The organism is Nakamurella sp. (genome assembly GCF_044224575.1).
GTDB lineage: Bacteria > Actinomycetota > Actinomycetes > Mycobacteriales > Nakamurellaceae > Nakamurella.
This window is the reverse complement of record NZ_JBGAKE010000004.1, coordinates 152,975-176,320: the sequence shown is the minus strand read 5'-3', so window position 1 is coordinate 176,320 and position 23,346 is coordinate 152,975. Positions and strand designations below refer to the sequence as shown.

At 72.1% G+C, this 23,346-nt stretch carries 24 protein-coding genes; 16 read left to right on the top strand and 8 right to left on the bottom strand.

Annotated features, from left to right (window positions below; all coding sequences use genetic code 11):
• Positions 1–18: 18 nt before the first annotated feature.
• Positions 19–426, bottom strand: coding sequence for a helix-turn-helix transcriptional regulator (locus tag ACILSK_RS06455; protein ID WP_395726314.1), 408 nt, complete (start codon positions 424–426; stop codon positions 19–21).
• 923 nt (positions 427–1,349) lie between these two features.
• On the opposite strand from ACILSK_RS06455, the gene ACILSK_RS06450 reads away from it, so the two are divergent.
• Positions 1,350–1,829, top strand: a complete 480-nt coding sequence (locus ACILSK_RS06450) for an Hsp20/alpha crystallin family protein (protein ID WP_395726313.1) — start codon at positions 1,350–1,352, stop codon at positions 1,827–1,829.
• Positions 1,830–1,942: 113 nt separating this feature from the next.
• Here ACILSK_RS06450 and ACILSK_RS06445 read toward each other — a convergent pair whose 3' ends face one another.
• Complete coding sequence (locus tag ACILSK_RS06445) at positions 1,943–3,001, bottom strand: CHAD domain-containing protein (RefSeq protein ID WP_395726312.1); 1,059 nt, start codon at positions 2,999–3,001, stop codon at positions 1,943–1,945.
• Positions 3,002–3,154: 153 nt separating this feature from the next.
• Entirely contained in the window at positions 3,155–4,159 is a 1,005-nt protein-coding gene (gene dapD, locus ACILSK_RS06440) for a 2,3,4,5-tetrahydropyridine-2,6-dicarboxylate N-succinyltransferase (protein ID WP_395726311.1), read from the bottom strand.
• A gap of 178 nt (positions 4,160–4,337) precedes the next feature.
• Here dapD and ACILSK_RS06435 point away from each other — a divergent pair, with 178 nt between their 5' ends.
• Complete coding sequence (locus tag ACILSK_RS06435) at positions 4,338–5,324, top strand: hypothetical protein (RefSeq protein WP_395726310.1); 987 nt, start codon at positions 4,338–4,340, stop codon at positions 5,322–5,324.
• A 166-nt stretch (positions 5,325–5,490) separates the two neighbouring features.
• Here the strand turns inward: ACILSK_RS06435 and ACILSK_RS06430 are convergent, their stop codons facing one another.
• Positions 5,491–6,408, bottom strand: a complete 918-nt coding sequence (locus ACILSK_RS06430) for a heavy metal transporter (protein WP_395726309.1) — start codon at positions 6,406–6,408, stop codon at positions 5,491–5,493.
• A gap of 25 nt (positions 6,409–6,433) precedes the next feature.
• Here ACILSK_RS06430 and dapE point away from each other — a divergent pair, with 25 nt between their 5' ends.
• The 7 genes from dapE to aroB all read left to right on the top strand — a co-directional run bounded on the left by dapE (position 6,434) and on the right by aroB (position 13,013).
• On the top strand, positions 6,434–7,534 hold the full coding sequence (gene dapE / locus ACILSK_RS06425) for a succinyl-diaminopimelate desuccinylase (protein ID WP_395726308.1): 1,101 nt from the start codon (positions 6,434–6,436) through the stop codon (positions 7,532–7,534).
• Positions 7,535–7,738: 204 nt separating this feature from the next.
• Complete coding sequence (locus ACILSK_RS06420; protein ID WP_395726307.1) at positions 7,739–8,527, top strand: TIGR00730 family Rossman fold protein; 789 nt, start codon at positions 7,739–7,741, stop codon at positions 8,525–8,527.
• A gap of 138 nt (positions 8,528–8,665) precedes the next feature.
• A complete protein-coding gene (locus ACILSK_RS06415; protein ID WP_395726306.1) occupies positions 8,666–9,412 on the top strand; it encodes a hypothetical protein in 747 nt (248 codons plus the stop codon).
• The gene (locus ACILSK_RS06410) at positions 9,409–10,095 is read left to right on the top strand and encodes a hypothetical protein (protein ID WP_395726305.1); all 687 of its coding nucleotides are present in this window, start codon (positions 9,409–9,411) and stop codon (positions 10,093–10,095) included. Before ACILSK_RS06415 ends, ACILSK_RS06410 begins: the two co-directional genes overlap by 4 nt.
• 31 nt (positions 10,096–10,126) lie before the next feature.
• On the top strand, positions 10,127–11,365 hold the full coding sequence (gene aroC, locus ACILSK_RS06405; RefSeq protein WP_395726304.1) for a chorismate synthase: 1,239 nt from the start codon (positions 10,127–10,129) through the stop codon (positions 11,363–11,365).
• Complete coding sequence (locus ACILSK_RS06400) at positions 11,365–11,901, top strand: shikimate kinase (protein WP_395726303.1); 537 nt, start codon at positions 11,365–11,367, stop codon at positions 11,899–11,901. Before aroC ends, ACILSK_RS06400 begins: the two co-directional genes overlap by 1 nt.
• Positions 11,898–13,013, top strand: coding sequence for a 3-dehydroquinate synthase (aroB, locus tag ACILSK_RS06395; protein ID WP_395726302.1), 1,116 nt, complete (start codon positions 11,898–11,900; stop codon positions 13,011–13,013). The genes ACILSK_RS06400 and aroB overlap by 4 nt, the downstream gene beginning before the upstream one ends.
• 69 nt (positions 13,014–13,082) lie before the next feature.
• On the opposite strand, the gene ACILSK_RS06390 is transcribed toward aroB, so the two are convergent.
• Positions 13,083–13,826: a VOC family protein gene (locus ACILSK_RS06390; protein ID WP_395726301.1), complete on the bottom strand. Its 744-nt coding sequence runs from the start codon at positions 13,824–13,826 to the stop codon at positions 13,083–13,085.
• Between the two features lie 102 nt (positions 13,827–13,928).
• A complete protein-coding gene (locus tag ACILSK_RS06385) occupies positions 13,929–15,284 on the bottom strand; it encodes a chloride channel protein (RefSeq protein WP_395726300.1) in 1,356 nt (451 codons plus the stop codon).
• A gap of 60 nt (positions 15,285–15,344) precedes the next feature.
• Here ACILSK_RS06385 and ACILSK_RS06380 point away from each other — a divergent pair, with 60 nt between their 5' ends.
• Positions 15,345–16,241, top strand: coding sequence for a LysR family transcriptional regulator (locus ACILSK_RS06380; protein ID WP_395726299.1), 897 nt, complete (start codon positions 15,345–15,347; stop codon positions 16,239–16,241).
• A gap of 9 nt (positions 16,242–16,250) precedes the next feature.
• On the opposite strand, the gene ACILSK_RS06375 is transcribed toward ACILSK_RS06380, so the two are convergent.
• Complete coding sequence (locus tag ACILSK_RS06375) at positions 16,251–16,925, bottom strand: type 1 glutamine amidotransferase domain-containing protein (RefSeq protein ID WP_395726298.1); 675 nt, start codon at positions 16,923–16,925, stop codon at positions 16,251–16,253.
• A 195-nt stretch (positions 16,926–17,120) separates the two neighbouring features.
• On the opposite strand from ACILSK_RS06375, the gene ACILSK_RS06370 reads away from it, so the two are divergent.
• From ACILSK_RS06370 to nusB, 4 genes are all read left to right on the top strand, one after another.
• The gene (locus ACILSK_RS06370; RefSeq protein ID WP_395726297.1) at positions 17,121–18,500 is read left to right on the top strand and encodes a wax ester/triacylglycerol synthase domain-containing protein; all 1,380 of its coding nucleotides are present in this window, start codon (positions 17,121–17,123) and stop codon (positions 18,498–18,500) included.
• A 32-nt stretch (positions 18,501–18,532) separates the two neighbouring features.
• On the top strand, positions 18,533–19,681 hold the full coding sequence (locus tag ACILSK_RS06365) for a M24 family metallopeptidase (RefSeq protein ID WP_395726296.1): 1,149 nt from the start codon (positions 18,533–18,535) through the stop codon (positions 19,679–19,681).
• Between the two features lie 69 nt (positions 19,682–19,750).
• Positions 19,751–20,314, top strand: a complete 564-nt coding sequence (efp, locus tag ACILSK_RS06360) for an elongation factor P (RefSeq protein ID WP_395726295.1) — start codon at positions 19,751–19,753, stop codon at positions 20,312–20,314.
• Between the two features lie 18 nt (positions 20,315–20,332).
• The gene (nusB, locus tag ACILSK_RS06355; RefSeq protein WP_395726294.1) at positions 20,333–20,767 is read left to right on the top strand and encodes a transcription antitermination factor NusB; all 435 of its coding nucleotides are present in this window, start codon (positions 20,333–20,335) and stop codon (positions 20,765–20,767) included.
• A 100-nt stretch (positions 20,768–20,867) separates the two neighbouring features.
• Here the strand turns inward: nusB and ACILSK_RS06350 are convergent, their stop codons facing one another.
• Positions 20,868–21,353, bottom strand: coding sequence for a transcriptional regulator (locus ACILSK_RS06350; protein WP_395726293.1), 486 nt, complete (start codon positions 21,351–21,353; stop codon positions 20,868–20,870).
• A 353-nt stretch (positions 21,354–21,706) separates the two neighbouring features.
• Here ACILSK_RS06350 and pyrR point away from each other — a divergent pair, with 353 nt between their 5' ends.
• Positions 21,707–22,309, top strand: a complete 603-nt coding sequence (gene pyrR, locus ACILSK_RS06345) for a bifunctional pyr operon transcriptional regulator/uracil phosphoribosyltransferase PyrR (protein WP_395726451.1) — start codon at positions 21,707–21,709, stop codon at positions 22,307–22,309.
• Positions 22,310–22,413: 104 nt separating this feature from the next.
• The gene (locus ACILSK_RS06340) at positions 22,414–23,343 is read left to right on the top strand and encodes an aspartate carbamoyltransferase catalytic subunit (protein WP_395726450.1); all 930 of its coding nucleotides are present in this window, start codon (positions 22,414–22,416) and stop codon (positions 23,341–23,343) included.
• Positions 23,344–23,346 lie beyond the last annotated feature (3 nt).

The window sequence follows — 23,346 nt, the reverse complement described above, 5'->3', positions numbered from 1 at the left end:
CCGGAACCACGGGCGCTCCTAGCCGGCCGGCACGGGCGGCGCGGGCCGGGCGAGTGCGGATGCGGATGCGGATGCGCGGAGCGCCGCATTGTCCGTGGCCAGCCGGGTGTTCTGGGCGCGCAGCGCCGTGTTGTCGCCGCGCAGGGTGTGATTGTCGTCGCGAATGGCGCTGTTGTCGGCCTCCAGCCCGAGGACGCGGGCAATACCGATCAGGTTGATGCCGTCGTCGATGAGCTCGCTGATACGGCGGAGCCGGCCGATATCGGTGTCGCTGTAGCGCCGGGTGCCACCCGACGTGCGATCGGGTTGCAGGAGACCCTTGCGTTCGTACAGGCGCAGCGCCTGGACGCTCATCCCGGACAGTTCGGCGGCCACGGTGATGCCGTAGACACCGGTGGTTCCGTCGCTGGCGGCCGGGACCGGCATCGGTTCACCTGGGTTGCCGGCCACTCTCGCCACCTCTTGCTTAGGGGTTTCCTCGGTGCTATAACGAATCTACACCAGATGACACAGATCCGAGTAGCGATCGAAGATGTGCACAGGATGGTGAGATCGAGATGGTGTGTGTGGAGTCCGGTCCGGCCCTGGACGCCGATGCGGTGGACGCCCGGTTCTGGGCGCTCGTCGGCGGTGACGAGGCGTGGCTGGGCGCTGAACCGGGGGAGTTCGCGTCCGAACCGGGGGAGGTCCCGGCGATGCGGCGCTCGCGATGCTCGGTGGCGGTGGATCGGGAGTATCTGCCGCCCGTACGACCGGCGGGCCCGGTCATGTCCCGCGGGAGGCGATCCGACCGGCGCGGTGGCGACGGATTCCTGCGCCGGCAGCGTTCCCCGCCGCGCCGGGCTTGGCCAGCGGTTGCTCGAGGAAGGGGTGATGCACTCGGTCAAGGTGGCGAATCGCTTTGCAGTCTTCATCTTTGGCCGGCGGGGTGACCGACGGCCCGTCCTGGGAGTGAGGTGATCGATGGGGTCTTGAGTACTGACGTCACTCCGAGTTGAGTCGCTGCGACCCAACCCGGGCAGGATTCGGCCGGGCGAATGATGCGGTCACACCCGACGAGGGGGGACAACCGCGCGCACACGGCAACCACGCCGATCCACGGCTCGGGAATTATTGGGTACGCAGCCCGCGGGGCGGCTGCCGGTCAGGCCGGCAGCCGCCCCGGTCGCATGTCCGGGCCGGCCGACGTCGGAGACCGACGGGTGACACCGGTGGATCGCCGTCCGGGCGCGAGAGTCCCTCGATACCAGTTGAGACCGAGACGCTTGAGTGGTATAAGAAATCTGTACCGCCAATGGGAGATTGGCGGACCAGAGAGCACACTGGAAGACCATGGGAGGTGGTTCGTGATGCTCATGCGTACCGATCCGTTCCGTGATTTCGACCGGATCACCCAGCAGTTGTTGGGCACCAATGCCCGCCCGTCGGCGATGCTGATGGATGCGTGGCGCGACGGGGATCGGTTCGTGGTCGAATTCGATCTGCCGGGGGTGGACCCGGGGTCGGTCGACCTGGACGTCGAACGCAATGTGCTGACCGTGACGGCGCAACGGCCGCCGGTGGACGACAAGTCCAGCTTCCTGGCCGCCGAGCGGCCTCGGGGAGTGTTCAGCCGGCAGCTGGTGCTCGGCGACAATCTGGATCTCGACCGGATCGAGGCGGGCTACCGGAGCGGCGTGCTGCGGCTGGTGATCCCGGTGGCGGAGCGGGCCAAGCCGCGAAAGATCACCATCAGCCACGGCGAGACCGGCGATCAGGCCATCGGCGGCGGCAACGGCGGCCGCCAGGGTGCCGGCCGGACGGTCGAGGCGAGCGCCGCCCACGCCTGACCCCGAGTCAGCAGGAACGGTCCCCGACCTCGAACTCGGGGACCGTCGCTGACATTCCGCGAGCGGGATGCCGGAATGAGCCCGGCCACCGAGCACCGTGCGACGACCGCCGTTCAGTCCGGAAAGGCCTTGCGGGCGGCCGTCTCCGCCTTCTTCCAGGCATCCGGATAGGCCGCGCGAGCCCGCACCCGGCGCTCCCGGCACCCCTGGATCACCCGGCCGGCGGCGACGCCGGCCTTGGGATCGCCGACCTCGATCACCAACTCCCGCAACCGATCCTCCAGCACGCAGGCGTCCTGATGGTCGCCGAGCACCTCCTGCAGCCCGGCGAGGGCCTCGAGAAATGAGCCGATGTCGCCTTTCTCGTGCAGTAGCTCGGCAGCATAGCGGGACCGCTTGCCGTAGATGCGCAACTCGTGCAGATCGTCGTCGGGCGGGTTCTCGCCGAAGGTCTTGTGCAGCTTGCGCCGGGCCTTGCGCAGGGTCCGCCACTCGGCGGCGGCCAACTCGTGCAGGTCGGCCCACGGGTCGGCGACCGGCGGCTGGGCGGCCGCCTCCTCCAGTTCGGCCAGCAGCGCCTGGTACGACGGGTCGTCGAGTTCGCTGACCAGCCGGTCCCGCCCGGCGACCCGCTCGGTCTCCAGCCGGCTGATCAGGTGCTCCAGGGCCCCGGTGTCCGGGTCGCCCAGCCCGGCCGCCTCCTGGTGCAGCCGGTCGATCATCACGTCGTGATCGCGGATGACGCCCAAGGTCCCGGCCAGTTCGCGGACGTCGCCACGCAGCCGGTCGGTGGCCGTCCGGTCCAGGGCGGGACGCGCGGCCTTCAGGTAGGCCCGCACCCGGCGGGTGGCCACCCGCATCTTGTGCACGTCTTCGATGTCGCCGCCGCGCCGGCTGCCGTCCTCGTGCGCCTTGATGTCGGCGACGGCCTTGCCCAGTACCGGGCCGATCGAGTCGGCGATCTCGGTGGGAATCAGGCCGGGGCGACGGGGGGCCGGCCGGGGCGGGGCGAGGGCCTGGTGGTCGAGCACCACCTCGTCGTCAACGACGAGGTGGGCCCGCTCCTCGGCCGGGGCGCTGGGGCCGGCCGGGACGGTCTTGCTCGGCCGTTTCCGGGGCGGCGCTGTGGCCGGTTCCTTCGGGCGGGTGTGCAGCGCGGCGTCGGTGAACATGTCCTGTTGCACGATCGGGGCCGGCCGCGGCACTGCGCGTCTGCGAGGTCGGGGAGGCACCCCGGGAGTATCCCTCACCGGCCCGGTCGGATGGGGTGGACCCGCCGGATCGGCGCTGGGACGGCACCCCGATCGCGGCGGACGAAGCGGGTCCTACTGCGCATGCAGGGTGGCGTTGAGCCCACCCCAGGATCCCGCCCGGGGGACCGCCTCGACCCCACCGGTCAGCGAGTTCCGGCGGAACAGCAGCCCGGCCGCGCCGGACAACTCCCGTGCCTTGACCGTCCGCTGCTCGCCGTCGGCGATCAGCGTGAGCTTGGTTCCCGCGGTCAGGTACAGCCCGGCTTCGACGATGCAATCGTCCCCCAACGAGATGCCGACTCCGGAGTTCGCGCCCAGCAGGCAGCGCGCGCCGATCGTCACCTGCTCCTTGCCACCCCCGGACAGGGTGCCCATGATCGACGCGCCGCCGCCGACGTCGCTGCCGTCACCGACGACGACGCCCTGCGAGATCCGGCCCTCGACCATCGACGTGCCGACGGTGCCGGCGTTGTAGTTGCAGAATCCCTCGTGCATGACGGTCGTGCCGGCGGCCAGGTGCGCGCCCAGCCGGACCCGGTCGGCGTGGGCGATCCGCACCCCGGACGGCACCACGTAGTCGGTCATCCGCGGGAACTTGTCCACCCCGAACACCGCGAGCCGGATCCCGGACTCCAATGCCCGCAGTCGCACCCGCTCGACATCGTCCGGCGGCACCGGGCCGAGCGAGGTCCAGACGTTGTTCGGCAGGACGGCGAAGATGCCGTCCAGGTTGATGGTGCGCGGTCGGACCAGGCGGGCGGAGAGCAGATGCAGCCGCAGGTACGCGTCCGCGGTGTCCGTGGGCGCGTCGGCCAGGGAGGCGATCCGGGTCTGCACCACCCGGAGCGCGACGCCGCGGATGTCGTCGGTGCGCTCGGCCAGCCGGAGCTCGGGCTGTGCGGTGACCGGGGCGCCCGGCTCGGTCACCAGCAGGGCCGGCGCGGGGTACCAGACGTCCAGCACGGTGCCGTCGGCCGTGACCGAGGCCAGGCCCGTGCCGAACGCGCCGCCCTCGACGGCGGTCGAATCTGACGCCGAATCGGAGCCGGCGGGTGCGGATGTCGGTACAGCGGTCATGCCGGGAGCCTATCGGCCGGACTCGCCGCGGACCGCCACCCGTCGCTGTCAAGTCGGGTTCGCCGGCGGTGTGGATAACCCGGCCGTCGCGCCCGGTTCACCGTCCCGGACGGCGTGTCGTCCACATCGGCCGACAACCGGCTTGTCCGGTGACCCGTGGCCGACCAGCGTGGCCACCATGCCGCAGCGCACCGACGATCCCGTCATCAGCCGGACCGAGTTGCTCTCCCAAGGGTTGTCCGATCACCAGATCCGTCGGGCCCGGGAGCGCGGCGAATTGCACAGCGTCCTGCCGGGGCTCTACCTCCGTTCCGTACCCGACCCGCCGACGGATCCGGCCGAACGCCACCGGGCGACCCTGACCGTCGTGGTGCCCCTGCTGGCCGGTCGCCCCGTCGTCAGTCACGTGTCCGCGGCGGTCATGCACGGGCTCCCGTTCTGCCACAGCGACATCGGCTGGCTCGGCCGGCCTCGCCACGACGAGATCGATTGGCTCGGCCGGCCCCGCCGGGGGGACGACGATTCGCCCGGTGCGACGCGTCCGAGCGAAAGCCCGCCGATGCACATCACCCGGCCGGACGCGACCAAGTCCCGGCGCGGCGCCGCGGTGCGGCTGCACAAGGCCGCCCTGCAGCCGTCCGAGGTGGTCGAACTCGGCGGGTTGCCGGTGACCACACCCGAGCGCACCGTCGTCGACTGCGCGCTGACGCTGCCGTTCGACCACGCAGTGATGCTCGCGGACGCCGCCCTGCACCGCGGCCTGGTGAGCCCGGAGTCACTGGCGCGCCAGCTGGCCCGGCTGCACCGGGTCCCGGGCACCCGCCGGGCGGAGCAGGTCGTGTCCTTCGCCGACCCGCGCAGCGCCGGCCCCGGCGAGTCGTTCAGCCGGGTGCTGATGCACCGGTGGGGCCTGCCGACCCCGGAGCTGGGCGTGCCGGTCACGGATGCCCGAGGACGAGCGCTGGGTCGGGTGGCGTTCGTGTTCGCCGCAGCTCGGGTGCTGGGCGAGTTCGCCGATCATGACTCGCCACCGAACGCCGATCCCGACGACCGCACGGCGGCCTGGCCCGAGGCCGGCTGGCGGACGGTGCGCTGGTCCTGGCCGGACCTACGGTCGCCGGAAACGTGGGTCGATCGGCTGCAGACCGCGCTCGGCGGGGGGTGACCACGCTGAACGATCAGGCTCGTGCGTCGCCGACCGGCTCGTGCGTCGCCGACCGGCTCGTCCGTCGCCGACCGGCTCGTGCGTCGCCGACCGGCTCGTGCGTCGCCGACCGGCTCGTGCGTCGCCGACCGGCTCGTGCGTCGCCGACCGGCTCGTGCGTCGCCGGTCAGGGCGCGACAGTGATTCGGGCCAGCCCGGCGCCCAGGGCCTGGTCGGCCGTTCGCCATTCGTGGTCGGTCCACAGCTGCTGGTCCACCACCACATCCGTGATGTTCATCCCCGTCCCGTGCGCGACCGCCCAGGCCGCCAGGGTCCGCCCGGCCGCGTCGGGGGTCAGCCCGGCGAGCGAGGCGGTCACCGTGGCCGTACGCCCCTCGTCGGTGACGTCCTGCACGGTGAGCCCGCCGAGCTCCGCGTCGGCCGCCGCGAGGGCCGCGGTCAGCTGGGGGGTCGCGTCGTCGGTGCCGGCCGGTGCCGGCCGGTCCGGGGAAATCGCGGTGGGGCGGTGGCCGCCGGCCCGGCACCCGAGCTCGATCGGCGCCGACCCGGACAGGGCGCGCACCAGGGTGGTCGCCTGCGGCTCCCACTTGGCATACGCGTCCGGATACGCCGACTGCTGGACCTTCTGCGCGGCCTGGGTGAGCGGCAGGTCCGGCCAGTCGTCGACCTGCAGCAGCGCGTCGTAGAACCGGCCGGCGGCGTAGATGGGGTCCAGGATCTCCTGTTTCGTGCCCCAGCCCTGGGACGGGCGCTGCTGGAACAGGCCCACCGAGTCCCGGTCGCCGTTCTCCCGGTTGCGCAGGGTGGACTCCTGGTAGGCGGTGGCCACCGCGATGATCCGGCCGCGTTCGGCGATGCCGCGGGACACGCCGACGGCGTTGATCGTGGACGCGTGTTGCAGCTGCGCGACGGTGAGTTCGACCGTCGGGGACGCCGCGTCCGTGCCGACCGTCACGCCGGGGACGGTGCATTCGGGGTGGTCGGCGAACGGGTTACGCCAGATCAGCAGCCCGGCGGTCACCGCCGCGGCGAGCAGGCAGACCACGCCGGCCACGATGAGGCTGTTCTTCACCGGCTTGCGCATCGCCTCCGACGGTACTGTGCGGTGCGTGTCCACCGCGCCCGCACCGTCCGCCAGTCCGATCGATCCGATCGCGCTGGACCTGGCGGGCGATCCCGCCGAACTGACCGCCGCCCTGGTCGACATCCCATCGGTGTCCGGTTCCGAGGTGGTCATCGCGGACGCCGTCGAGGCCGCCCTGCGCCGGCTGCCGCATCTGCGGGTGCAGCGAGTCGGCCAGAGCGTGCTGGCCCGGACGGATCTGGGCCGGCCCTCCCGGATCCTGCTGGCCGGGCATCTGGACACCGTGCCGATCGCCGACAACGTTCCCGCCCGACGGGACGGGGACGTGGTGCACGGCTGCGGCACCACGGACATGAAGTCCGGCGACGCGATGCTGCTGCATCTGGCCGCGACGCTGCCGGAACCGGCGCGCGACCTGACATTCGTGTTCTACGAGTGCGAGGAGGTCGACTACGACCGGAACGGGCTGACCCGGATCCAGGCCGACCATGCGGAGTGGCTGGCCGCCGACCTGGCGATCCTGGGCGAACCCACCAACGGAAACGTCGAGGCCGGCTGTCAGGGCACAGTGTCGGCGGCGGTGACCGCCCGCGGGCGGCGGGCCCACTCGGCCCGGTCCTGGCTGGGGGACAACGCGATCCACCGCGCCCGGGTGATCCTGGAGCGGCTCGCCGGCTGGGACGCACGGATCGTCGACATCGACGGCTGCGAGTACCGCGAGGGCCTCAACGCGGTCGGCATCAGCGGGGGAGTGGCCGGCAACGTCATCCCCGACGAATGCACGGTCCGGGTGAACTTCCGGTTCGCGCCGGACCGCAGCGCCGACCAGGCCGTGGCGGTGGTGCGCGACCTGTTCGCCGACTTCGACGTGTCCGTGCTGGATGTCGCGGCCGGAGCGTTGCCCGGTCTGCACGCCCCGGCGGCCGCCGAGTTCGTCGTCGCCGCCGGCGGGCGGGCGCAGGCCAAGTACGGCTGGACCGACGTCGCCCGGTTCGCCGCCCTGGGCGTTCCCGCGGTCAACTTCGGGCCCGGGGACCCGTCGCTGGCCCACACCCGTGAGGAGCACGTCAGCATGACCCAGATTCGCGACATGACCGCGGTGCTGCGTCGGTACCTGGCCGGCTGACTCCTGATTCGCCGGGCCATGCGGCTCGGCCCATGGTCGAGGGCCGGCCGGCCGCGGTCCGGCGGAACCGCGGAACGGACCGAACCCGCACCCTTGATCGACCGGCATCTCATTGGGTTGCCGGTCGATGAATCCCCGGCGAAGGCTCGTCCGCGAGTGGTGACGCGGTCACCTGAGCGTCACCGCGTCACTACTGTGGCCCAGGTGACCGAATTCGAGGATCCGTCGTTGCCGCCGCCGGACGGGCAGGAGCCGGAACGGTTCAAGGGACCGGTTCGACTGCGCGGCGACCAGCGATACCAGACCGCCAGCACGACCGACCAGCGCCTGCTCGACTCCCGCGGACCCAGCGACTGGGTGCACACCGACCCCTGGCGGGTGCTGCGCATCCAGGCCGAGTTCGTGGAGGGCTTCGGCGCGCTCGCCGGGCTGCCGCGGGCGGTATCGGTGTTCGGCAGTGCGCGGACCAAACGGGGGACGCCGCACTATCAGAAGGCCGAGGAGATCGGCGCGGCGCTGGCCAAGGAAGGCTTCGCGGTGATCACCGGGGGTGGGCCCGGAATCATGGAGGCCGCCAACAAGGGCGCCAAGAAGGCCGGTGGGCTGTCCGTCGGCCTCGGCATCGAGCTACCGTTCGAGCAGGGCCTCAACCGGTACGTCGACCTGGGCATCAACTTCCGGTACTTCTTCGCCCGCAAGACGATGTTCGTCAAGTATTCGCAGGCCTACATCTGCCTGCCCGGGGGCTTCGGCACGCTGGACGAGCTGTTCGAGGCGCTCACCCTGGTCCAGACCAAGAAGGTCACCAAATTCCCGGTCGTGCTGTTCGGATCCGAGTACTGGGGCGGGCTGGCCGACTGGATCAAGACTTCGGTCGCCGGTGCCGGCAACATCTCGCCGCCGGATCTGAGCCTGATCCACGTCACCGACGACGTCGACGACGCGATTCGGGTGGTGCACGACGCCTACGCGGCGTGGGAGGCGGCGCACTGACCCGACGGCCCGGACGCCCACGGACGAAGCCGGCCGACCGGGCATTCGGGTCGTCGGCCGTCACCGGTCCGAGGGATGTCGGCGCGGACCGGGGTGACCTATCGTCACCGGCCAAGGGGACGGATGGGGGGATGCCACGTGTCGGTGTCCGACGAGGTGTCGCAACGGGTGAGGCGGGCGCTGGTCGGCGCCGGGGCGGTTCTGTTCATCGGCGCGGGCGCGCTGCTCCTGCGGGCTGCGAATCAGCCGTGGGACGAGCTCTGGCGGGACGGCTGGAGCGGAGCGGACCCGTGGCTCGCGCAGGAGCACTTTTTCGACCATGTGTGGCCCGCTGATCCATGGTTGCCGGTGGCCTCGGCGGCCTGGTGGGGCGGCGCCGCCCACCTGATGACGGCGGTCGGCCTGGCCCTGGTCTTCGCCGCGGTCCGATCGCCCTGGTGGTCGCGCATCGTGCAGGTGATGATCGTCGGCTCGGTCCTGGTTCTCGGGCTCGGGACGCTGCTCGCCGGTCGCGCCGACGCGCCGGTGCCGACGGCGTCCTGGTGGTATTGGGCGATGGCACCATGGGCCATCGGGCTGCCCCTCATCACGGTGGTGCTGGAGTGGGTGCGCGATTCCGCGCACCCGCGGTTGCTGCCCAGCTGGGTCTGGCTGGCCTGGCTGGGCGCGCTGCTGGCCACCACCCCGGTGCTGCAGCTCTTCCTGATGCCCTCGATCGTGGGCGAGGTGCCCCCGGGTCCCGTTGATGTCTTCTGGTCCGTGGTCCCGCCATGGGTCGCCGGGTCGGTCCTGCTGGCCGGGCTGGTCCGGACCGGACGACCGGCTCGGCCGGACCTCGCGGGGTCGACCCGGGTGGCCGCGGTCGGTTCGGGCGAAACGGCATGACGGCCGTCGGGGCGCCGACCGCGCGGCGGCTGGCCGCGGCCGGCGCCCTGGCGTTCATGGCGGCCGGGGCCCTGCTGATCGCTGCATCCTGGTCGCGGTGGGGTGTCCCGTGTTGGCCGGATCTGGACTCCCCGGCCTGCCTGACCGTCCAGGACCACCGGTTCGACTACCTGCTGCCCACCGAGCCGTGGACGCCGCTCGGGCGAACGGCGCACCTGGCCGGTGTCGCGTACCTCATGCTGGCCGTCGGAATGGCACTCGTCTTCGCGGCGGCCCGGTCGGCCGGGTGGGCCCGCGGACTCCAGGCGCTGCTGGTCGGATCCGCACTGGGCATCGGCCTGGTCACCCTGGCGTCGGCCCGGGCCGGCGAACCCATCGGCTTCGAATGGGTGATCTTGCCGTGGCTCTTGAGCCCGCTGCTGGTCGCCACGATCCTGGTCGACATCGTGAGCCTGAGCGATGACCGTGCCGTGCTGTCCGACCGCGCCTGGTGCGCCTGGGCCGGGATGCTGATCCTGGCCCACCCGTTCCTCGGGCTTGTCCTCACCATGATCGCCGTGGACTACAACCCGCACGACACGACGCCGTGGGACGGCATGCTCGGCGGCGGCGCCTTCGTCGGGGCCGGCCTGATCGTGCTCACCGGGCTCGCGACCCGCCGACGGGCGCCCGCCCAGCGGTAGGCGGCACGACCCGGCGGCGGCTCGTGGGAGGATGGCGCGCGTGTTGCGCTGGTTGACCGCAGGTGAATCCCATGGCCCCGCCCTGGTGGCCGTCCTCGAAGGCCTCCCCGCCGGGGTGCCGGTGACGTCCTCGGACATCGCCACCCAGCTGGCTCGGCGCCGGCTCGGGTACGGCCGGGGTGCCCGGATGAAGTTCGAACAGGACAAGGTCTCGATCCTGGGCGGCATCCGGCACGGTTCCAGTCTCGGTGGTCCGGTGGCCATCGAGATCGGCAACACCGAGTGGCCCAAGTGGGATCAGATCATGGCGGCCGACCCGGTCGACAAGGATGTGCTGGCCGGCCTGGCCCGCAACGCGCCGCTGACCCGGCCCCGCCCCGGGCACGCCGACCTGGCCGGGATGCAGAAGTACGGCTTCGCCGACGCCCGGCCGATCCTGGAGCGGGCCTCCGCCCGGGAGACGGCGGCCCGGGTCGCGCTCGGCACGGTCGCCCAGCAGTACCTGCGGGCGGTGCTCGGCGCCGAGGTCGTCTCGCACGTGGTGTCCATCGGCGAGGCCGACGCGGTCGCCGGCCCGCTGCCCACCCCGGCCGACCGGGACGCGATCGACGAGTCGCCGGTCCGGGCGTTCGCCGCCGAGTCGACGGCCGTCATGGTGACCGAGATCGAGGCGGCCAAGGCCGACGGCGACACTCTCGGCGGCGTCGTCGAGGTGCTGGTCTACGGCCTCCCGCCGGGCCTGGGGTCCTTCGTGCACGCCGACCGCAAGCTCGACGCCCGGTTGGCCGGCTCGCTGATGAGCATCCAGGCGATCAAGGGCGTGGAGATCGGCGACGGCTTCCTGACGGCCCGCCGCCGGGGCAGCGCCGCGCATGACGAGATCGACCCGACCGAGACCGGATCGACCACCGGCGTGTCCCGCCGGAGCAATCGCGCCGGCGGCATCGAGGGCGGCATGACCAACGGCGAGGTGCTGCGGGTCCGCGCGGCGATGAAGCCCATCTCCACCGTGCCGCGGGCGCTGGCCACCGTCGACATCGCCACCGGGGACCGGGCCCAGGCCAACCATCAGCGCAGCGACGTGTGCGCGGTGCCGGCCGCGGGTGTCGTGGCCGAGGCCATGGTTGCGCTGGTGGTGGCGGACGCGGTGAGCGAGAAGTTCGGCGGCGACTCGGTGGGTGAGACGGCCCGGAACGTCGCGTCCTACCTCGCCTCGATCGACTTCGCGCCGACCCCGGTGTCATCGGCCGCCGCCCCCGCCGGCCGGTGATGGCCGCACCCGCCGAACCCGGTGCGGCGCGGCCGCTCGTCGTGCTGGTCGGGCCGCCCGGCTCGGGCAAGACGTCGGTCGGTGGTGCCCTGGCCCGGCTGACCGGCAAGCAGCTGCGGGACACCGACCATGACATCGAAATCACCGCCGGCCGGCCGATTCCCGACATCTTCCTGACCGATGGAGAACCGGCGTTCCGGGCGTTGGAACGCGCCGCGGTCGCGACGGCCCTCGTCGAGCACGACGGGGTGCTGGCCCTGGGTGGCGGATCGGTGCTGGCCGAACCGACTCGTGCGTTGCTCAAGCGCCACACGGTCGTGTTCCTGTCGGTCACCATGCCGACCGGGGTCCGGCGCACCGGCCTGGCCAGCAACCGGCCGCTGCTCACCGGGGTGAACCCGCGCGCCACGTACAAGGCTCTGCTCGACGCCCGGCTGCACCTGTACCAGGAGGTGGCCACCCTGGAGGTCGCCACCGACGAGCTGACCGTCGAACAGGTGGCCACCGTCATCGTCGAGGAGCTTCGACTCTCATGACTTCTCCTGTCGTCGTCCACGTCCCGTCCGGGTCGCCGTACGACGTGACGATCGGCCGCGGCCTGCTCGACGAACTGGTCGCCGCGGCCGCGGCGACCGGCGCCGCCCGGGTCGCGCTGGTGCATCCGCACACGCTGCTGCTCACCGCCGAGACGCTCCGGGATGCCTTGCAGGAGAACGGGCTGGACGTGCACCTGCTCGAGGTGCCGGACGCCGAGGACGCGAAGAACCTGACCGTGCTGGGCTTTTGCTGGAACGTGTTCGGGCAGATCGGGATCGATCGGCGGGACCTGGTGATCGGGCTGGGCGGGGGATCGGTCACCGACCTGGCCGGGTTTGCCGCCGCGACCTGGATGCGGGGCGTGCCGGTGATCCAGGTGCCCACCACCCTGCTGGGCATGGTGGACGCCGCGGTCGGTGGAAAGACCGGCATCAACACCGACGCCGGCAAGAACATGGTCGGCTCCTTCTACGAGCCGCGGGCCGTCATCTGCGATCTCGCGACGCTGGAGACGCTGCCGCGGCACGAGCTGGTCGCCGGGCTGGCCGAGGTGGTCAAGTGCGGGTTCATCGCCGACCCGCAGATCCTGACCCTGATCGAGAACGACCCGGAGGCCGCGGCCGACCCGGCCTCACCCGTGCTCGCCGAACTGGTCCAGCGGTCGGTCGCGGTCAAGGCCGCCGTCGTCGCCGCCGACCTGCGCGAGTCGGAACTACGCGAGATCCTCAACTACGGGCACACTCTCGCTCACGCCATCGAGAAGCGGGAGCGCTACAAGTGGCGGCACGGCGCCGCGGTCTCGGTCGGCCTGGTGTTCGCCGCCGAACTGGCGCGGGCGGCCGGCCGGCTGGACGACGAGACCGCCGACCGGCACCTGACCGTCCTGCACACCCTGGGCCTACCGACCACCTACGACCCGGACGCGCTGGGCGAGCTCGTGCGGATCATGGGTTCGGACAAGAAGACCCGCGCCGGCACCCTGCGGTTCGTCGTCCTCGATGGGTTGGCCAAGCCGGGCCGGCTCGTCGGGCCCGATCCGGCCCTGCTGGCCGCCGCCTACTCCGTGATCGCCGGGCCGGGCAAGCGTCCCGGCACCATCGACCTCGGCTGAAGCGCTCCAGTGCGGGTTCCGCGCGACCCGGGCTGCGCACTCGGCGGGTTGGCGAAGCGGGTCAGCTGCTCACCAGACGGTGACCGGGTCGCGGTCGGTGATGCAATAGACCGCGCCGGCCGGATCGTGCAGCACCGTGAATTTGTCGGCGACGTGCTGCACGGCGGCGCCGAGCACCTGGTGCCGCTCCGTTTCGGCGGAGCGGTCGGTGCCGGCCAGATCGAGGTGCGCGGTGGCCGGAAAGCGATCGTCGCCGACCGCCTGCACCATCAGCCGCAGCGGCATGCCGGGCGGGCGGACCAGCGGAAACAGCGTCGAAATCGAGGACGTCGTCGGCGGCCAGCCGGTCAGCTCGCTCCAGAACTGCGTCTCGGCATCGGCGTCGGCGGCGCGGACGTCCAGGCAGAGCTGGTCGACCAGCGAGATGTGCTCGCCCCACCGGGCGGGCTCCGGGCGGGCGGATGCGCGATGGGACACGAAGCAGAAGGTGAACCCGCCCGGTGAGGTCAGCACGACGTAGCCGTGCGGGGACTCGACCGAGATCGCGGCGCCGAGGTCGACCGCGACTCGCGCGGCGGCGCCGGGATCGGGCACGTGCAGGTCCAGGTGCCGCCGGCTCGGCCCGTCTCGGAGGCGTTGGACCCGGAGGAAGTCGTCGCCGGCGGGCGGGACCAGCGTGGCGAACTCGGCGCTGTCGCCGCGGCGCGGCGACAGCGCATACCCGGTGACGTCGGCCCAGAACCGCACGCCCACCTCGAACCCGGATGGCTCGAAGTCCAGGAACGCGGAGGTCCAGAAGATGTCGGCCGGCACGGCGTCACGCTACCGGGGCCACCCGTCCCCGAGCCGGTTCAGTGTGCAGAAGGTGCCCCTCATTCCGGGGCATAGGGGCACCTTCTGCACACTCGGCGGGAACTAACTGCGGCCGACGACCCGCGCGCTGAGCCGGGCGAGAACCCCGGCCGCCGCGGCCGCGAGGGCGACCGGCCAGGGCATGCCGGTCAGCTCCCAGACCATGGCCACCGCAAACAGGGCGCTGCGGTGGCTGACGGCCAGCGCCCCTGCGGCGCCGACCAGTGCCCACTCCGGCACCGAGACGGGGGCGCCGGCGGCCGCCGCCGCCACCCCCACCGCAGCCCCCAGCGCGGCCCCCACCGACAGGGCCGGCGTGAGCAGGCCGCCCACGATCCCGGCCCGCAGACAGACTCCGGTCAGCGCGATCTTGAGCACGACCAGCAGCAGGAACGCGGCGGCCGCGGTCCCGCCGGACAGTGCGGCGCCGGACAGCAGCACCCCGTCCCGCATGCCGGGCACCGGGTTCATGGTGAGTTCGATGATGCCCTTGCCGTTGCCGGGCAACGTCGGCCACCACACCGCGGCCAGGCCGACCAGGCCCATCGCCGCGGTCATCGCCAACGGTGTCCGCAGCCAACCGGTGGGCTGGGTGGCCATGGCTCGGCGCGCGACGGTGTCCAACGTGATGGCCGCGGCGCCGGCCAGCGGCCCGGCGGCGACCGCCCACAGGGCCAGGGCAGCGGCCGCGCCGGCATCGACCGGGCGGTCCGGCATCGAGTACACCCGGCCCGACCCCAGGACCGTCCAGGCCGTGACGGTGGCCACGGCGGACACCACGATCAGGACCGGCCAGTCGCCGGGTCGGAGCGCCGGCATCGCCGCCGTGGCGTGGGCGATCAGCCGTGCCCGGCGGCTGGTCCCTTCGGGCAGGTCCGGCCGCGGGGCCCGATCGACCGCGGCCAGGGTCAGCGCCGCGAAGATCACCCCGGCGACCGGCACGTTGTAGACCGCGGCCAGTCCACCGCCGGCGCCCGCCGCAATCAGCACCCGACGGTCGACGGTCGTCAACCGGAACCGGTCGGCGAGCTGGGCGCCGGCGGCGCCGCCGACCTGCCGGGGGGCCCCTTCCCGTCCCACCGAAGCGCCGCCGCCCACCGCGACCGCCTGCAGCAGGGCGTCGAACGCGGTTCGGACGATCGGCATCCGGGCGCCGGTGGTGATCGCATCGGACACGCCGGCCGGCCGGCCGGACCCGCGCAGCCAGGCCCAACCCAGCCCCACGACCAGGCCACCGAGGCAGGCACCCGCCACCCGCCGCCAGCCGGGGGCGGACTCGATGCCCTGCAGGAAGGTGCCGGAGTCGTACCCGAACAGCAGGTGCTGGGTGCCGTGCAACACCAGGGTGACGCCGATGCCGCCGACTCCGGCGAGGACTCCTACCGCGACCGCGAGGGTCAGGCCGCGGAGTGGGGTCACCGGCGAATTATGGTCGGGCCGGACGACCGGCCGGTGGGTCGGTCCGGAAGGGAGGGTTCGGTGGCCGGCGAGATCGACCTCGATCTGGTGCGGACGTTCCTGACGGCGTACCGGGTGCAGTCGCTCAGCGCGGCGGCCCGGGAACTGGGCCGGGCGCAGTCCACCGTTACGACTCAGATCGCGACCCTCGAGGCCGAACTCGGACACGAGCTGTTCGAACGGCGACCGACCGGGGTGCTGCCGAACGCGCGGGCGCACGCCCTTGCGGCCCGGATCGCCCGACCGTTGGACGAGCTGGAGCGGGTGCTGTGGGCGGACCGACCCGGCGCCGACGACCGGCTGATCCACCTCGCCGGACCCGCCGAGTACCTGTCCCACCGAGTGCTGCCGCGGTTGGACGCGATCGTTCGGACCGGCACCCGGGTCGGCGTCACGTTCGGCCTGTCCGACCATCTGCTGGCCGAACTGGGGACAGGGGTGCACGATCTGGTGATCAGCGCCGTCCGTCCGCGGCTGGCCGGAGTCACCGCGACGGCGCTGGTGGACGAGGAGTTCGCGCTGGTCGCGGCCCCGCGCTGGAGCCGGCTCACGGACGGCGAACCGGCCGACCCGGCCCGCTGGGCCGGCGTCCCGGTGATCGCCTACGCCGAGCACCTGCCGATCATCCGCCGGTTCTGGCTGACCGTGTTCGACCGCCGGCCGGCCGAGATCGTGCCCTGGGCGACCGTGCCGGACCTGCGCACCATCGCCGCGATGGTGCGGGCCGGCCTCGGGGTGTCCGTCCTACCGACCTACCTGATCGACGACGACCTCGCGGCCGGCCGGCTGGTGCGGCTGGCCGGTCCGGAGGTACCGCCGATCAACACCCTGTATCTGGCGGTCCGGTCCGGAGCGCTCGACCGGGACCCGGCGCTGCGCGAGGTGCACACCGCGTTGGTCCGGGTGTGCCGGTCGTGAACGCTTCGATCAGTCCGTCAGCAGGGTGACGACCGCGCGGCCCAGGGCAACCGCGGACTGCGGGTTCTGCCCGGTGACCAGCCGCCCGTCCACCTCGACGTGCTCGGTCCACGGTTCGGCCGGAATGTGCTTGGCGCCCTGCTCGGTCAGCTTGTCGGCCAGCAGGAACGGCACGGTGTCGGTCAGCCCGACGGCCGCCTCCTCCTCGTTGGTGAAGCCGGCGACCGTCTTTCCGGCGATCAGCGGGGTGCCGTCGGACAGCTTCATGTTGACCAGGCCGGACGGGCCGTGGCAGACCGCGGCGACCACCCCGCCGGATTCGTAGATGACCCGGCCGATCGCCGCGAGCGCCACGCTGTCGGGGAAGTCCCACATGGTGCCGTGGCCGCCGACCAGCACGACGGCGTCGTACGCGCCCGGGTCGATCTCGTCCAGCCGGGTGGTGTCGGCCAGCTGAGTGCTGATCTTCTTGTCGGTCAGGAAGGCCCGCTGGATCTCGTCGGAGTCGTCGTACCCGTCCTGCGGCGGGGTGCCGCCGGCGATCGACGCGACGTCGACGTCGAAGCCGGCGTCCACGAACTCCCGCCACGGGTGGGCCGCCTCGCCCACGTAGTAGCCGGTCTTGCGGACCCCGCCGAGGTCGTCGTTGCTGGTCAGTGCGAGCAGGACACGCTTGTCGGACATGAATCTTCCTTTCGTCGGTGGTCAAGGCATCGTTCGATCAACCGGGTCGAGGCTAGGCGCGCCCCGGTCGGTTCACCCATCGGTCGCCCGATGGCCCCGATCCGGTCGCCGATGGCGAACGCGCGGGCCGGATCCGGATGCCGATGGGTCGATCGGCCCTGGGAGCCAGGTGCCCAGCTGCGGGACGCTCGACACGTGAGGGCACCACCGATCGACCGGCTGGGTCCGGATGACATGACGATCCTGGCCGCCGAGGCGTCCGGAGCGCGGATGCAGTTCGCCGCGATCGCCGTGCTCGACGCGGCACCGGACCCCGACGCAATGCGGGTACTCGTCACGTCGCGCCTCGACGCGGTGCCCCGGCTGCGCCAACGGTTGGTCCGGGTGCCGCACGGCCGCCCCGTTTGGATCGCCGACTCCGCCTTCGACCCGTCCCAGCACCTGGAGTCCATCGCCTGCCCGCCGCCGGGTGACCGCCGCGCAATGCTGGCCGTCGCCGCGCGGATCGTCGAGCAACGATTGTCGTTGGCCCGCCCGCCGTGGCGCATCGTGCACGTCGGCGGGCTGAACCCCGCCTCCGCGGGCGGCCGATCCGCGCTGGTGATCGTGCTGCACCACGTGCTGGCCGACGGGCTGGCCGGGCTGGCCATCCTTTCCCGGCTGGTCGACGGAGCAGAGTCGGCGGCGCGCCCAGCGGTCCCCGCGGACCCGTGGTCGGGTGGCCGCGGCTCGGCCGGGCGCCGGTGGACCGGTCCGGCCGCCCGCCTGCGCGCCGGCGCGGCGGAACTGCTGCGGGACGGGACTCGTGGGGCCCCGCCCTGCTCGATCAACGCCGGCCCGATCGGACCGCACCGCGCGCTCGGCGTCGCCCGGGCGGACCTCGGCCCGCTGGCCGCGGCGGCGAAGGCGGCCGGCGGGACGGTGAACGACGTGGCGCTGACCGCCGTCACCGGAGCGCTGCACGACCTGCTGGCCGAACGGGGCGAACCTCTGGACCGGCTGGTGGTCTCCATGCCGGTCGCCGCTCGCCGCCGCCCCGCCGAGGCTGGCGACCTGGGCAACCGGACCGGGGTGCTGCCCGTGTCGCTGCCACTGAACGGGGCGCCCCGGCAGCGGCTGTCAGCCGTCGCAGACATCACCCGGGTCCGCAAGACCGACATCCCGGGCGCGTCGGCGGCGTTGTACGGCCCGTTCGCGCGTGCGCTCGCGGCGCTCGGGGCGTTCGGCTGGTTCATCGGCCACCAGCGGCTGGTGAACACGTTCGTCACCAACGTCCGTGGGCCGTCCGAACCGCTGGTGTTCGGCCGCAATCGGATCACCGAGCTCGTTCCGGTGTCGCCGATCAGCGGCAACGTGGGCGTGGGGTTCGCCGTGCTCAGCTACGCCGGCCGGTTGAGCATCACGGTCGTCGCCGACGCCGATCGATGCCTCGACGTCGACCGGCTGGCCGCACTGGTCCGGGCGCAGCTCGACGAGCTCGCCGCACCACCGGCGCGAATGGCCGGAACTGCCCGCTCACCGGGCACGAACAGCCAGTCGGGCCCGGCTCGCCCGGGTGGAACGCGGCGACCCTGATCCCGCGGCTCACCGGCCTACCATCGGTGTTCGTGACGAGCCTGCACCGCACCCGCCGTTCGACCGTCCGCGCCGCCCTCGTCGCCGCGGGCATCGACGCGCTGCTGGTCACCGACCTGATCAACGTGCGCTACCTGACCGGGTTCACCGGGTCCAACGCGGCCCTGCTGCTGGTCGCGGCGGACGACGAGGAACCCGAGCAGGCGCACGGACACACCGACCGGACTACCGACGAGCCCGACCCGCGCACCCGCTTCTGCACCGACGGCCGTTACACCCTGCAGTCCCAGGAGCAGGTGCCCGACCTGCCGCGGCTGATCGCCCGCCCCTGTGACGTCGCTCTGCTCCGCGCGGCGCCGGCGGGCAGCGTCGGGTTCGAGGCCCGCTCGTTGCCCGTCGCCGCCTACGACACGTTGCAGGCGATCGCCCGCGAGCGCACCCGGCCGGTGTCCTTGCGCACGACGCTGGACGTGGTCGAGGACGCCCGCGCGGTCAAGGACCGGACCGAGATCGAGGCGCTGGAGCGAGCGTGTGCGGTGGCCGACCGGGCGCTGGCCGACCTGATCGGCGCGGGCGGCATCCGGCCCGGCCGCACCGAGCGGGCGGTCGGCCTCGAGCTCGACCAGCGAATGCGCGAGTTGGGCGCCGAGGATCCGGCGTTCGAGACCATCGTCGCCGCCGGTGCCAACAGCGCCGTCCCGCATCACCGGCCGACCGCCGCCGTGCTGGCCGCCGGGGACTTCGTCAAGCTCGACTTCGGCGCGACGGTCGACGGCTACCACTCGGACATGACCCGCACCTTCGTGCTCGGGGAGCCCGCGGGGTGGCAGCGGGAGATCTACGACCTGGTGCATGCCGCGCAGGCGGCCGGCCGCCAGGCCTGCGTCGTGGGGGCGACCGGGGATGCGATCGATGCGGCGTCCCGGGACCTCATCGCCGCCGCGGGTTACGGTCCCCAGTTCGCGCATGGTCTGGGCCACGGAGTGGGCCTGCAGATCCATGAAGCGCCGAGCCTGGCCCGCGGATCGGCCAGTATCATGGCCCCCGACATGTGCGTGACCGTCGAGCCCGGGGTGTACCTGCCGGGGCGGGGCGGGGTGCGCATCGAGGACAGTGGCGTGATCCGTCCCGACGGGTATCACGTCCTCACCCAGACCTCCAAGGATCTCGGCGTGCTCTGAGCCGCCGAGCCGGGCCCGGCCCGGTTCCCGAGGAACGGTCGACCCAGCGAAAGGCGCAGCACCCGCACCATGGCCAGCACCAGTGATTTCAAGAACGGGCTCGTCCTCAACCTCGACGGGCAGCTGTGGACCATCACCGAGTTCCAGCACGTCAAGCCGGGCAAAGGGCCCGCGTTCGTGCGGACCACCCTGAAGAACGTGCTCTCCGGCAAGGTCGTCGACAAGACGTTCAACGCCGGCGTCAAGGTCGAGACCGCGACGGTCGACAAGCGGGACATGACCTACCTGTACAAGGACGGCAGCGAGTTCGTCTTCATGGACGGCGACACCTACGACCAGATCCATATCCCGGCCGAGACGGTGGGCTCCGCCGCCGACTATCTGCTGGAGAACCAGGAGGCGCTGGTCGCGCAGAACGAGGGTGTCGTGCTCTACGTCGAACTGCCGGCCTCGGTCGAACTGGTCGTCTCGCACACCGAGCCGGGTCTGCAAGGTGATCGGTCGACCGGCGGCACCAAGCCGGCCACCCTGGAGACCGGTGCCGAGATCGCCGTGCCGCTGTTCCTGAACACCGGCGACAAGATCAAGGTCGACACCCGTGACGGCCGGTACCTCGGCCGAGTGAACAGCTGACGACCGCAGGCTATTGACATGTCAGCCCGCAGCAAGGCCCGCAAGCGTGCCCTCGACGTGCTCTATGCCGCCGAGGCGCGCGGGGTCGACCCGTTGATCGTGCTCGATGAACGCATGCAGCAGCCGACCGGACCCGACCGCCACTCGTGGACGCCGATCGGCGATTACGCCGAGGGTCTGGTGCGCGGCTTCGTCGAGCACCAGGAGCGCATTGACGGGCTGCTGGCCGAGCATTCCCGGGGCTGGTCGGTGGAGCGGATGCCCGCCGTCGACCGCGCCATCCTGCGGATCGCGGTGTACGAACTGCTGTATTCGACCGAGGTGCCGCCCGCGGTGGCGGTGAACGAGGCAGTGGACTCGGCCAAGGTGCTGTCCACGGACGACTCCCCACGGTTCGTCAACGGAATCCTCGGCCAGCTCGCGGTGATCACGCCGCAGCTCCGCGGCGCCTGAGCACCGGGCCGGCCGCGCGAAGCGCCCCGGGGTCGACGATCGAGTCAGAGCACCGGATCGTGGGTGCCATCGAGGAATTGCTGGGCGTACGAGTTGTCGGCTACTCGCCGAGCTCGGTACCGGCCGGCAGGACCCCCCACTGGACCAGCTGGTCGGTGAGATCCTCCGCACTCATGTCATAGATCACGGCTAGTGACCGCAGATCCTCCGAGCGGATCGTCAGGACCTTGCCGTTGTAGTCACCGCGCTGGGACTGGATGGCGGCGGCGTACCGAGCCAGCGGGCCGGCCTGGTGGGCGGGCAGTTCGGCCAGTCGCTGCAGATCGATCATCAGCTTGGGGCTGGGCGCGCCACGGCGGGTCGCGCGCGCGTCCGGCAACAGTTCGGCGACCGGGACCCCGTAGAACTCCGCCAGTTCGGCCAGCTTGGCCACCGTCACGGCCCGGTCCCCGCGTTCGTAGGAACCGACGACGACGGCCTTCCAGCGCCCTTCGGACTTCTCCTCGACCCCGTGCAGGCTCAGACCCTGTTGGGCACGAATGGAGCGCAGACGGGCGCCCAGGGCGTGGGCGTAGTCCTGGGTCATGACGGCTCCCTGATCTGACGGTGCATATTCGGCGGTGCTCCTTGCCGAGTGTATACGCAGAGTAGTCGCAATCCGTGCAGGCGTGCCAATGGGATCACGGAGGACTGGCGGCCGGGCGCGGGCCGGAGGGTGGATCGTCGCGGTGCGGTCAGTTGGTAGCATTGCCGGTCGACCACCCTTTAAGGACCGTCCGGTGAGGCGGGAAAGGAGGTCTGCACGTGGTGCGTGCGCGCCCTGCTCAGGCCAGCTCGTCCGGCGTCGAACCCGTTGCGGAATTCACCGCCGGGGGCGCCTCCCCCCCTCCTCCGTATCCGCCCGGGCCCGGGACGGATCGCACGGAATTCCCCACCGAGATCCGCACCGAGATCCTGGGGCCGGCGCAGATCGCCCGGGTGATCGACCGGATCGCCCACCAGATCCTCGAGCGCAACGGCGATCTTCCCGTGGTGCTGCTCGGCATCCCGACTCGCGGCGTTCACCTGGCCCGCCGGCTGGCGGATCGGTTGACGGCGTTCACCGACCGGCCGACCCCGGTCGGCGCCCTGGACATCACCCTCTATCGCGACGACCTGCGCCGGCGCCCGCCGCGGGCGCTGGAGGAGACCAGGATCCCGGCCGGCGGCATCGACGACGCCATCGTCGTGCTCGTCGACGATGTGCTCTACTCCGGTCGCACGATCCGGGCGGCGCTCGACGCGCTCCGGGATCACGGCCGGCCCGCGGTCATTCAGCTGGCCGTGCTGGTCGACCGCGGCCACCGGCAATTGCCGATTCGGGCCGACTACGTGGGCAAGAACATTCCGACGGCCTTCGGCGACGACGTGGCCGTCGGCCTGCTCGAGATCGACGGCGCCGACAGCGTGGAGCTGGCCCGTGCCGTGCCGAGCCGCGACCCCAGTACCGGACCGTCCGGCACCGGACACGCCGTCGAACTCACAGGGGAGCGGACGTCATGACCGGCACCACTTATTTCGACAGCCCGCCGTCGCCGGCCCAGTCTCCGACGCAGCCGGTGTCCCGTCCGGCCCGCCCGGCAATGGCCCGGCCGGCCGCACCGACCCTGCCCCGGCACCTGCTGTCCGCGGGCGACCTGTCCCGCGCGGGGGCCGAACTCATCCTCGACACGGCCGAACGCATCGACCAGGCGATCGCCGGACGGGAGGTGCGCAAGCTGCCCACCCTGCGCGGGCGCACTGTGGTCAACCTGTTCTTCGAGGACTCGACCCGGACCCGCATCTCGTTCGAGCTGGCGGCCAAGCGGCTGTCCGCCGACGTCATCAACTTCTCCGCCAAGGGCTCCTCGGTGTCCAAAGGTGAATCGCTGAAGGACACCGCCTGGACGCTGCAGGCCATGGGGGCCGACGCCGTGGTCTGCCGGCACTCGGCGTCCGGTGCGCCGCAACAGCTGTCCGCCTGGGTCGACGGCCACGTCGTCAATGCCGGTGACGGCACCCACGAGCACCCCACCCAGGCCCTGCTGGACGCGTTCACCCTGCGCCGGCACCTCGGCGCCCTGGACGGGCGGCGGATCGTGGTCGTCGGCGACGTGCTGCACTCACGGGTCGCCCGGTCCAACGTGCTCCTGCTGTCCACGCTCGGCGCGCAGGTCACCCTGGTGGCGCCGCCCACCCTGGTCCCGGTGGGTGTGGACGCGTGGCCGGCCGATGTCTCCTACGACCTGGACGCGGCGCTGACCGGGGCGGACGCGGTGATGATGCTGCGCGTGCAACGCGAGCGGATGAGCGGTGCCTTCTTCCCGACCGAGCGCGAGTACTCGCGGTGGTACGGGTTGGATGAACGCAGGCGAGGGCTCCTTCTGCCGCACTCCATCGTCATGCATCCCGGGCCGATGAACCGGGGGATGGAGATCACCCCGGGCGTCGCCGACGGGGTCAACTCGGTGATCGTGGAACAGGTTGCCAACGGGGTGACCGTGCGGATGGCGGTGCTCTACCTGCTGCTGTCCGGTGAGATGGAAGTTGGATTGTGATCG

Bases quoted from the DNA above. Each gene is read 5' to 3' on its own strand.
- ACILSK_RS06455 (WP_395726314.1), bottom strand. From the start codon at position 426: ATGCCGGTCCCGGCCGCCAGCGACGGAACCACCGGTGTCTACGGCATC.
- ACILSK_RS06450 (WP_395726313.1), top strand. From the start codon at position 1,350: ATGCTCATGCGTACCGATCCGTTCCGTGATTTCGACCGGATCACCCAG.
- ACILSK_RS06445 (WP_395726312.1), bottom strand. From the start codon at position 3,001: ATGTTCACCGACGCCGCGCTGCACACCCGCCCGAAGGAACCGGCCACA.
- dapD (WP_395726311.1), bottom strand. From the start codon at position 4,159: ATGACCGCTGTACCGACATCCGCACCCGCCGGCTCCGATTCGGCGTCA.
- ACILSK_RS06435 (WP_395726310.1), top strand. From the start codon at position 4,338: ATGCCGCAGCGCACCGACGATCCCGTCATCAGCCGGACCGAGTTGCTC.
- ACILSK_RS06430 (WP_395726309.1), bottom strand. From the start codon at position 6,408: ATGCGCAAGCCGGTGAAGAACAGCCTCATCGTGGCCGGCGTGGTCTGC.
- ACILSK_RS06410 (WP_395726305.1), top strand. From the start codon at position 9,409: ATGACGGCCGTCGGGGCGCCGACCGCGCGGCGGCTGGCCGCGGCCGGC.
- aroC (WP_395726304.1), top strand. From the start codon at position 10,127: ATGGCGCGCGTGTTGCGCTGGTTGACCGCAGGTGAATCCCATGGCCCC.
- ACILSK_RS06400 (WP_395726303.1), top strand. From the start codon at position 11,365: ATGGCCGCACCCGCCGAACCCGGTGCGGCGCGGCCGCTCGTCGTGCTG.
- aroB (WP_395726302.1), top strand. From the start codon at position 11,898: ATGACTTCTCCTGTCGTCGTCCACGTCCCGTCCGGGTCGCCGTACGAC.
- ACILSK_RS06375 (WP_395726298.1), bottom strand. From the start codon at position 16,925: ATGTCCGACAAGCGTGTCCTGCTCGCACTGACCAGCAACGACGACCTC.
- efp (WP_395726295.1), top strand. From the start codon at position 19,751: ATGGCCAGCACCAGTGATTTCAAGAACGGGCTCGTCCTCAACCTCGAC.
- nusB (WP_395726294.1), top strand. From the start codon at position 20,333: ATGTCAGCCCGCAGCAAGGCCCGCAAGCGTGCCCTCGACGTGCTCTAT.
- ACILSK_RS06350 (WP_395726293.1), bottom strand. From the start codon at position 21,353: ATGACCCAGGACTACGCCCACGCCCTGGGCGCCCGTCTGCGCTCCATT.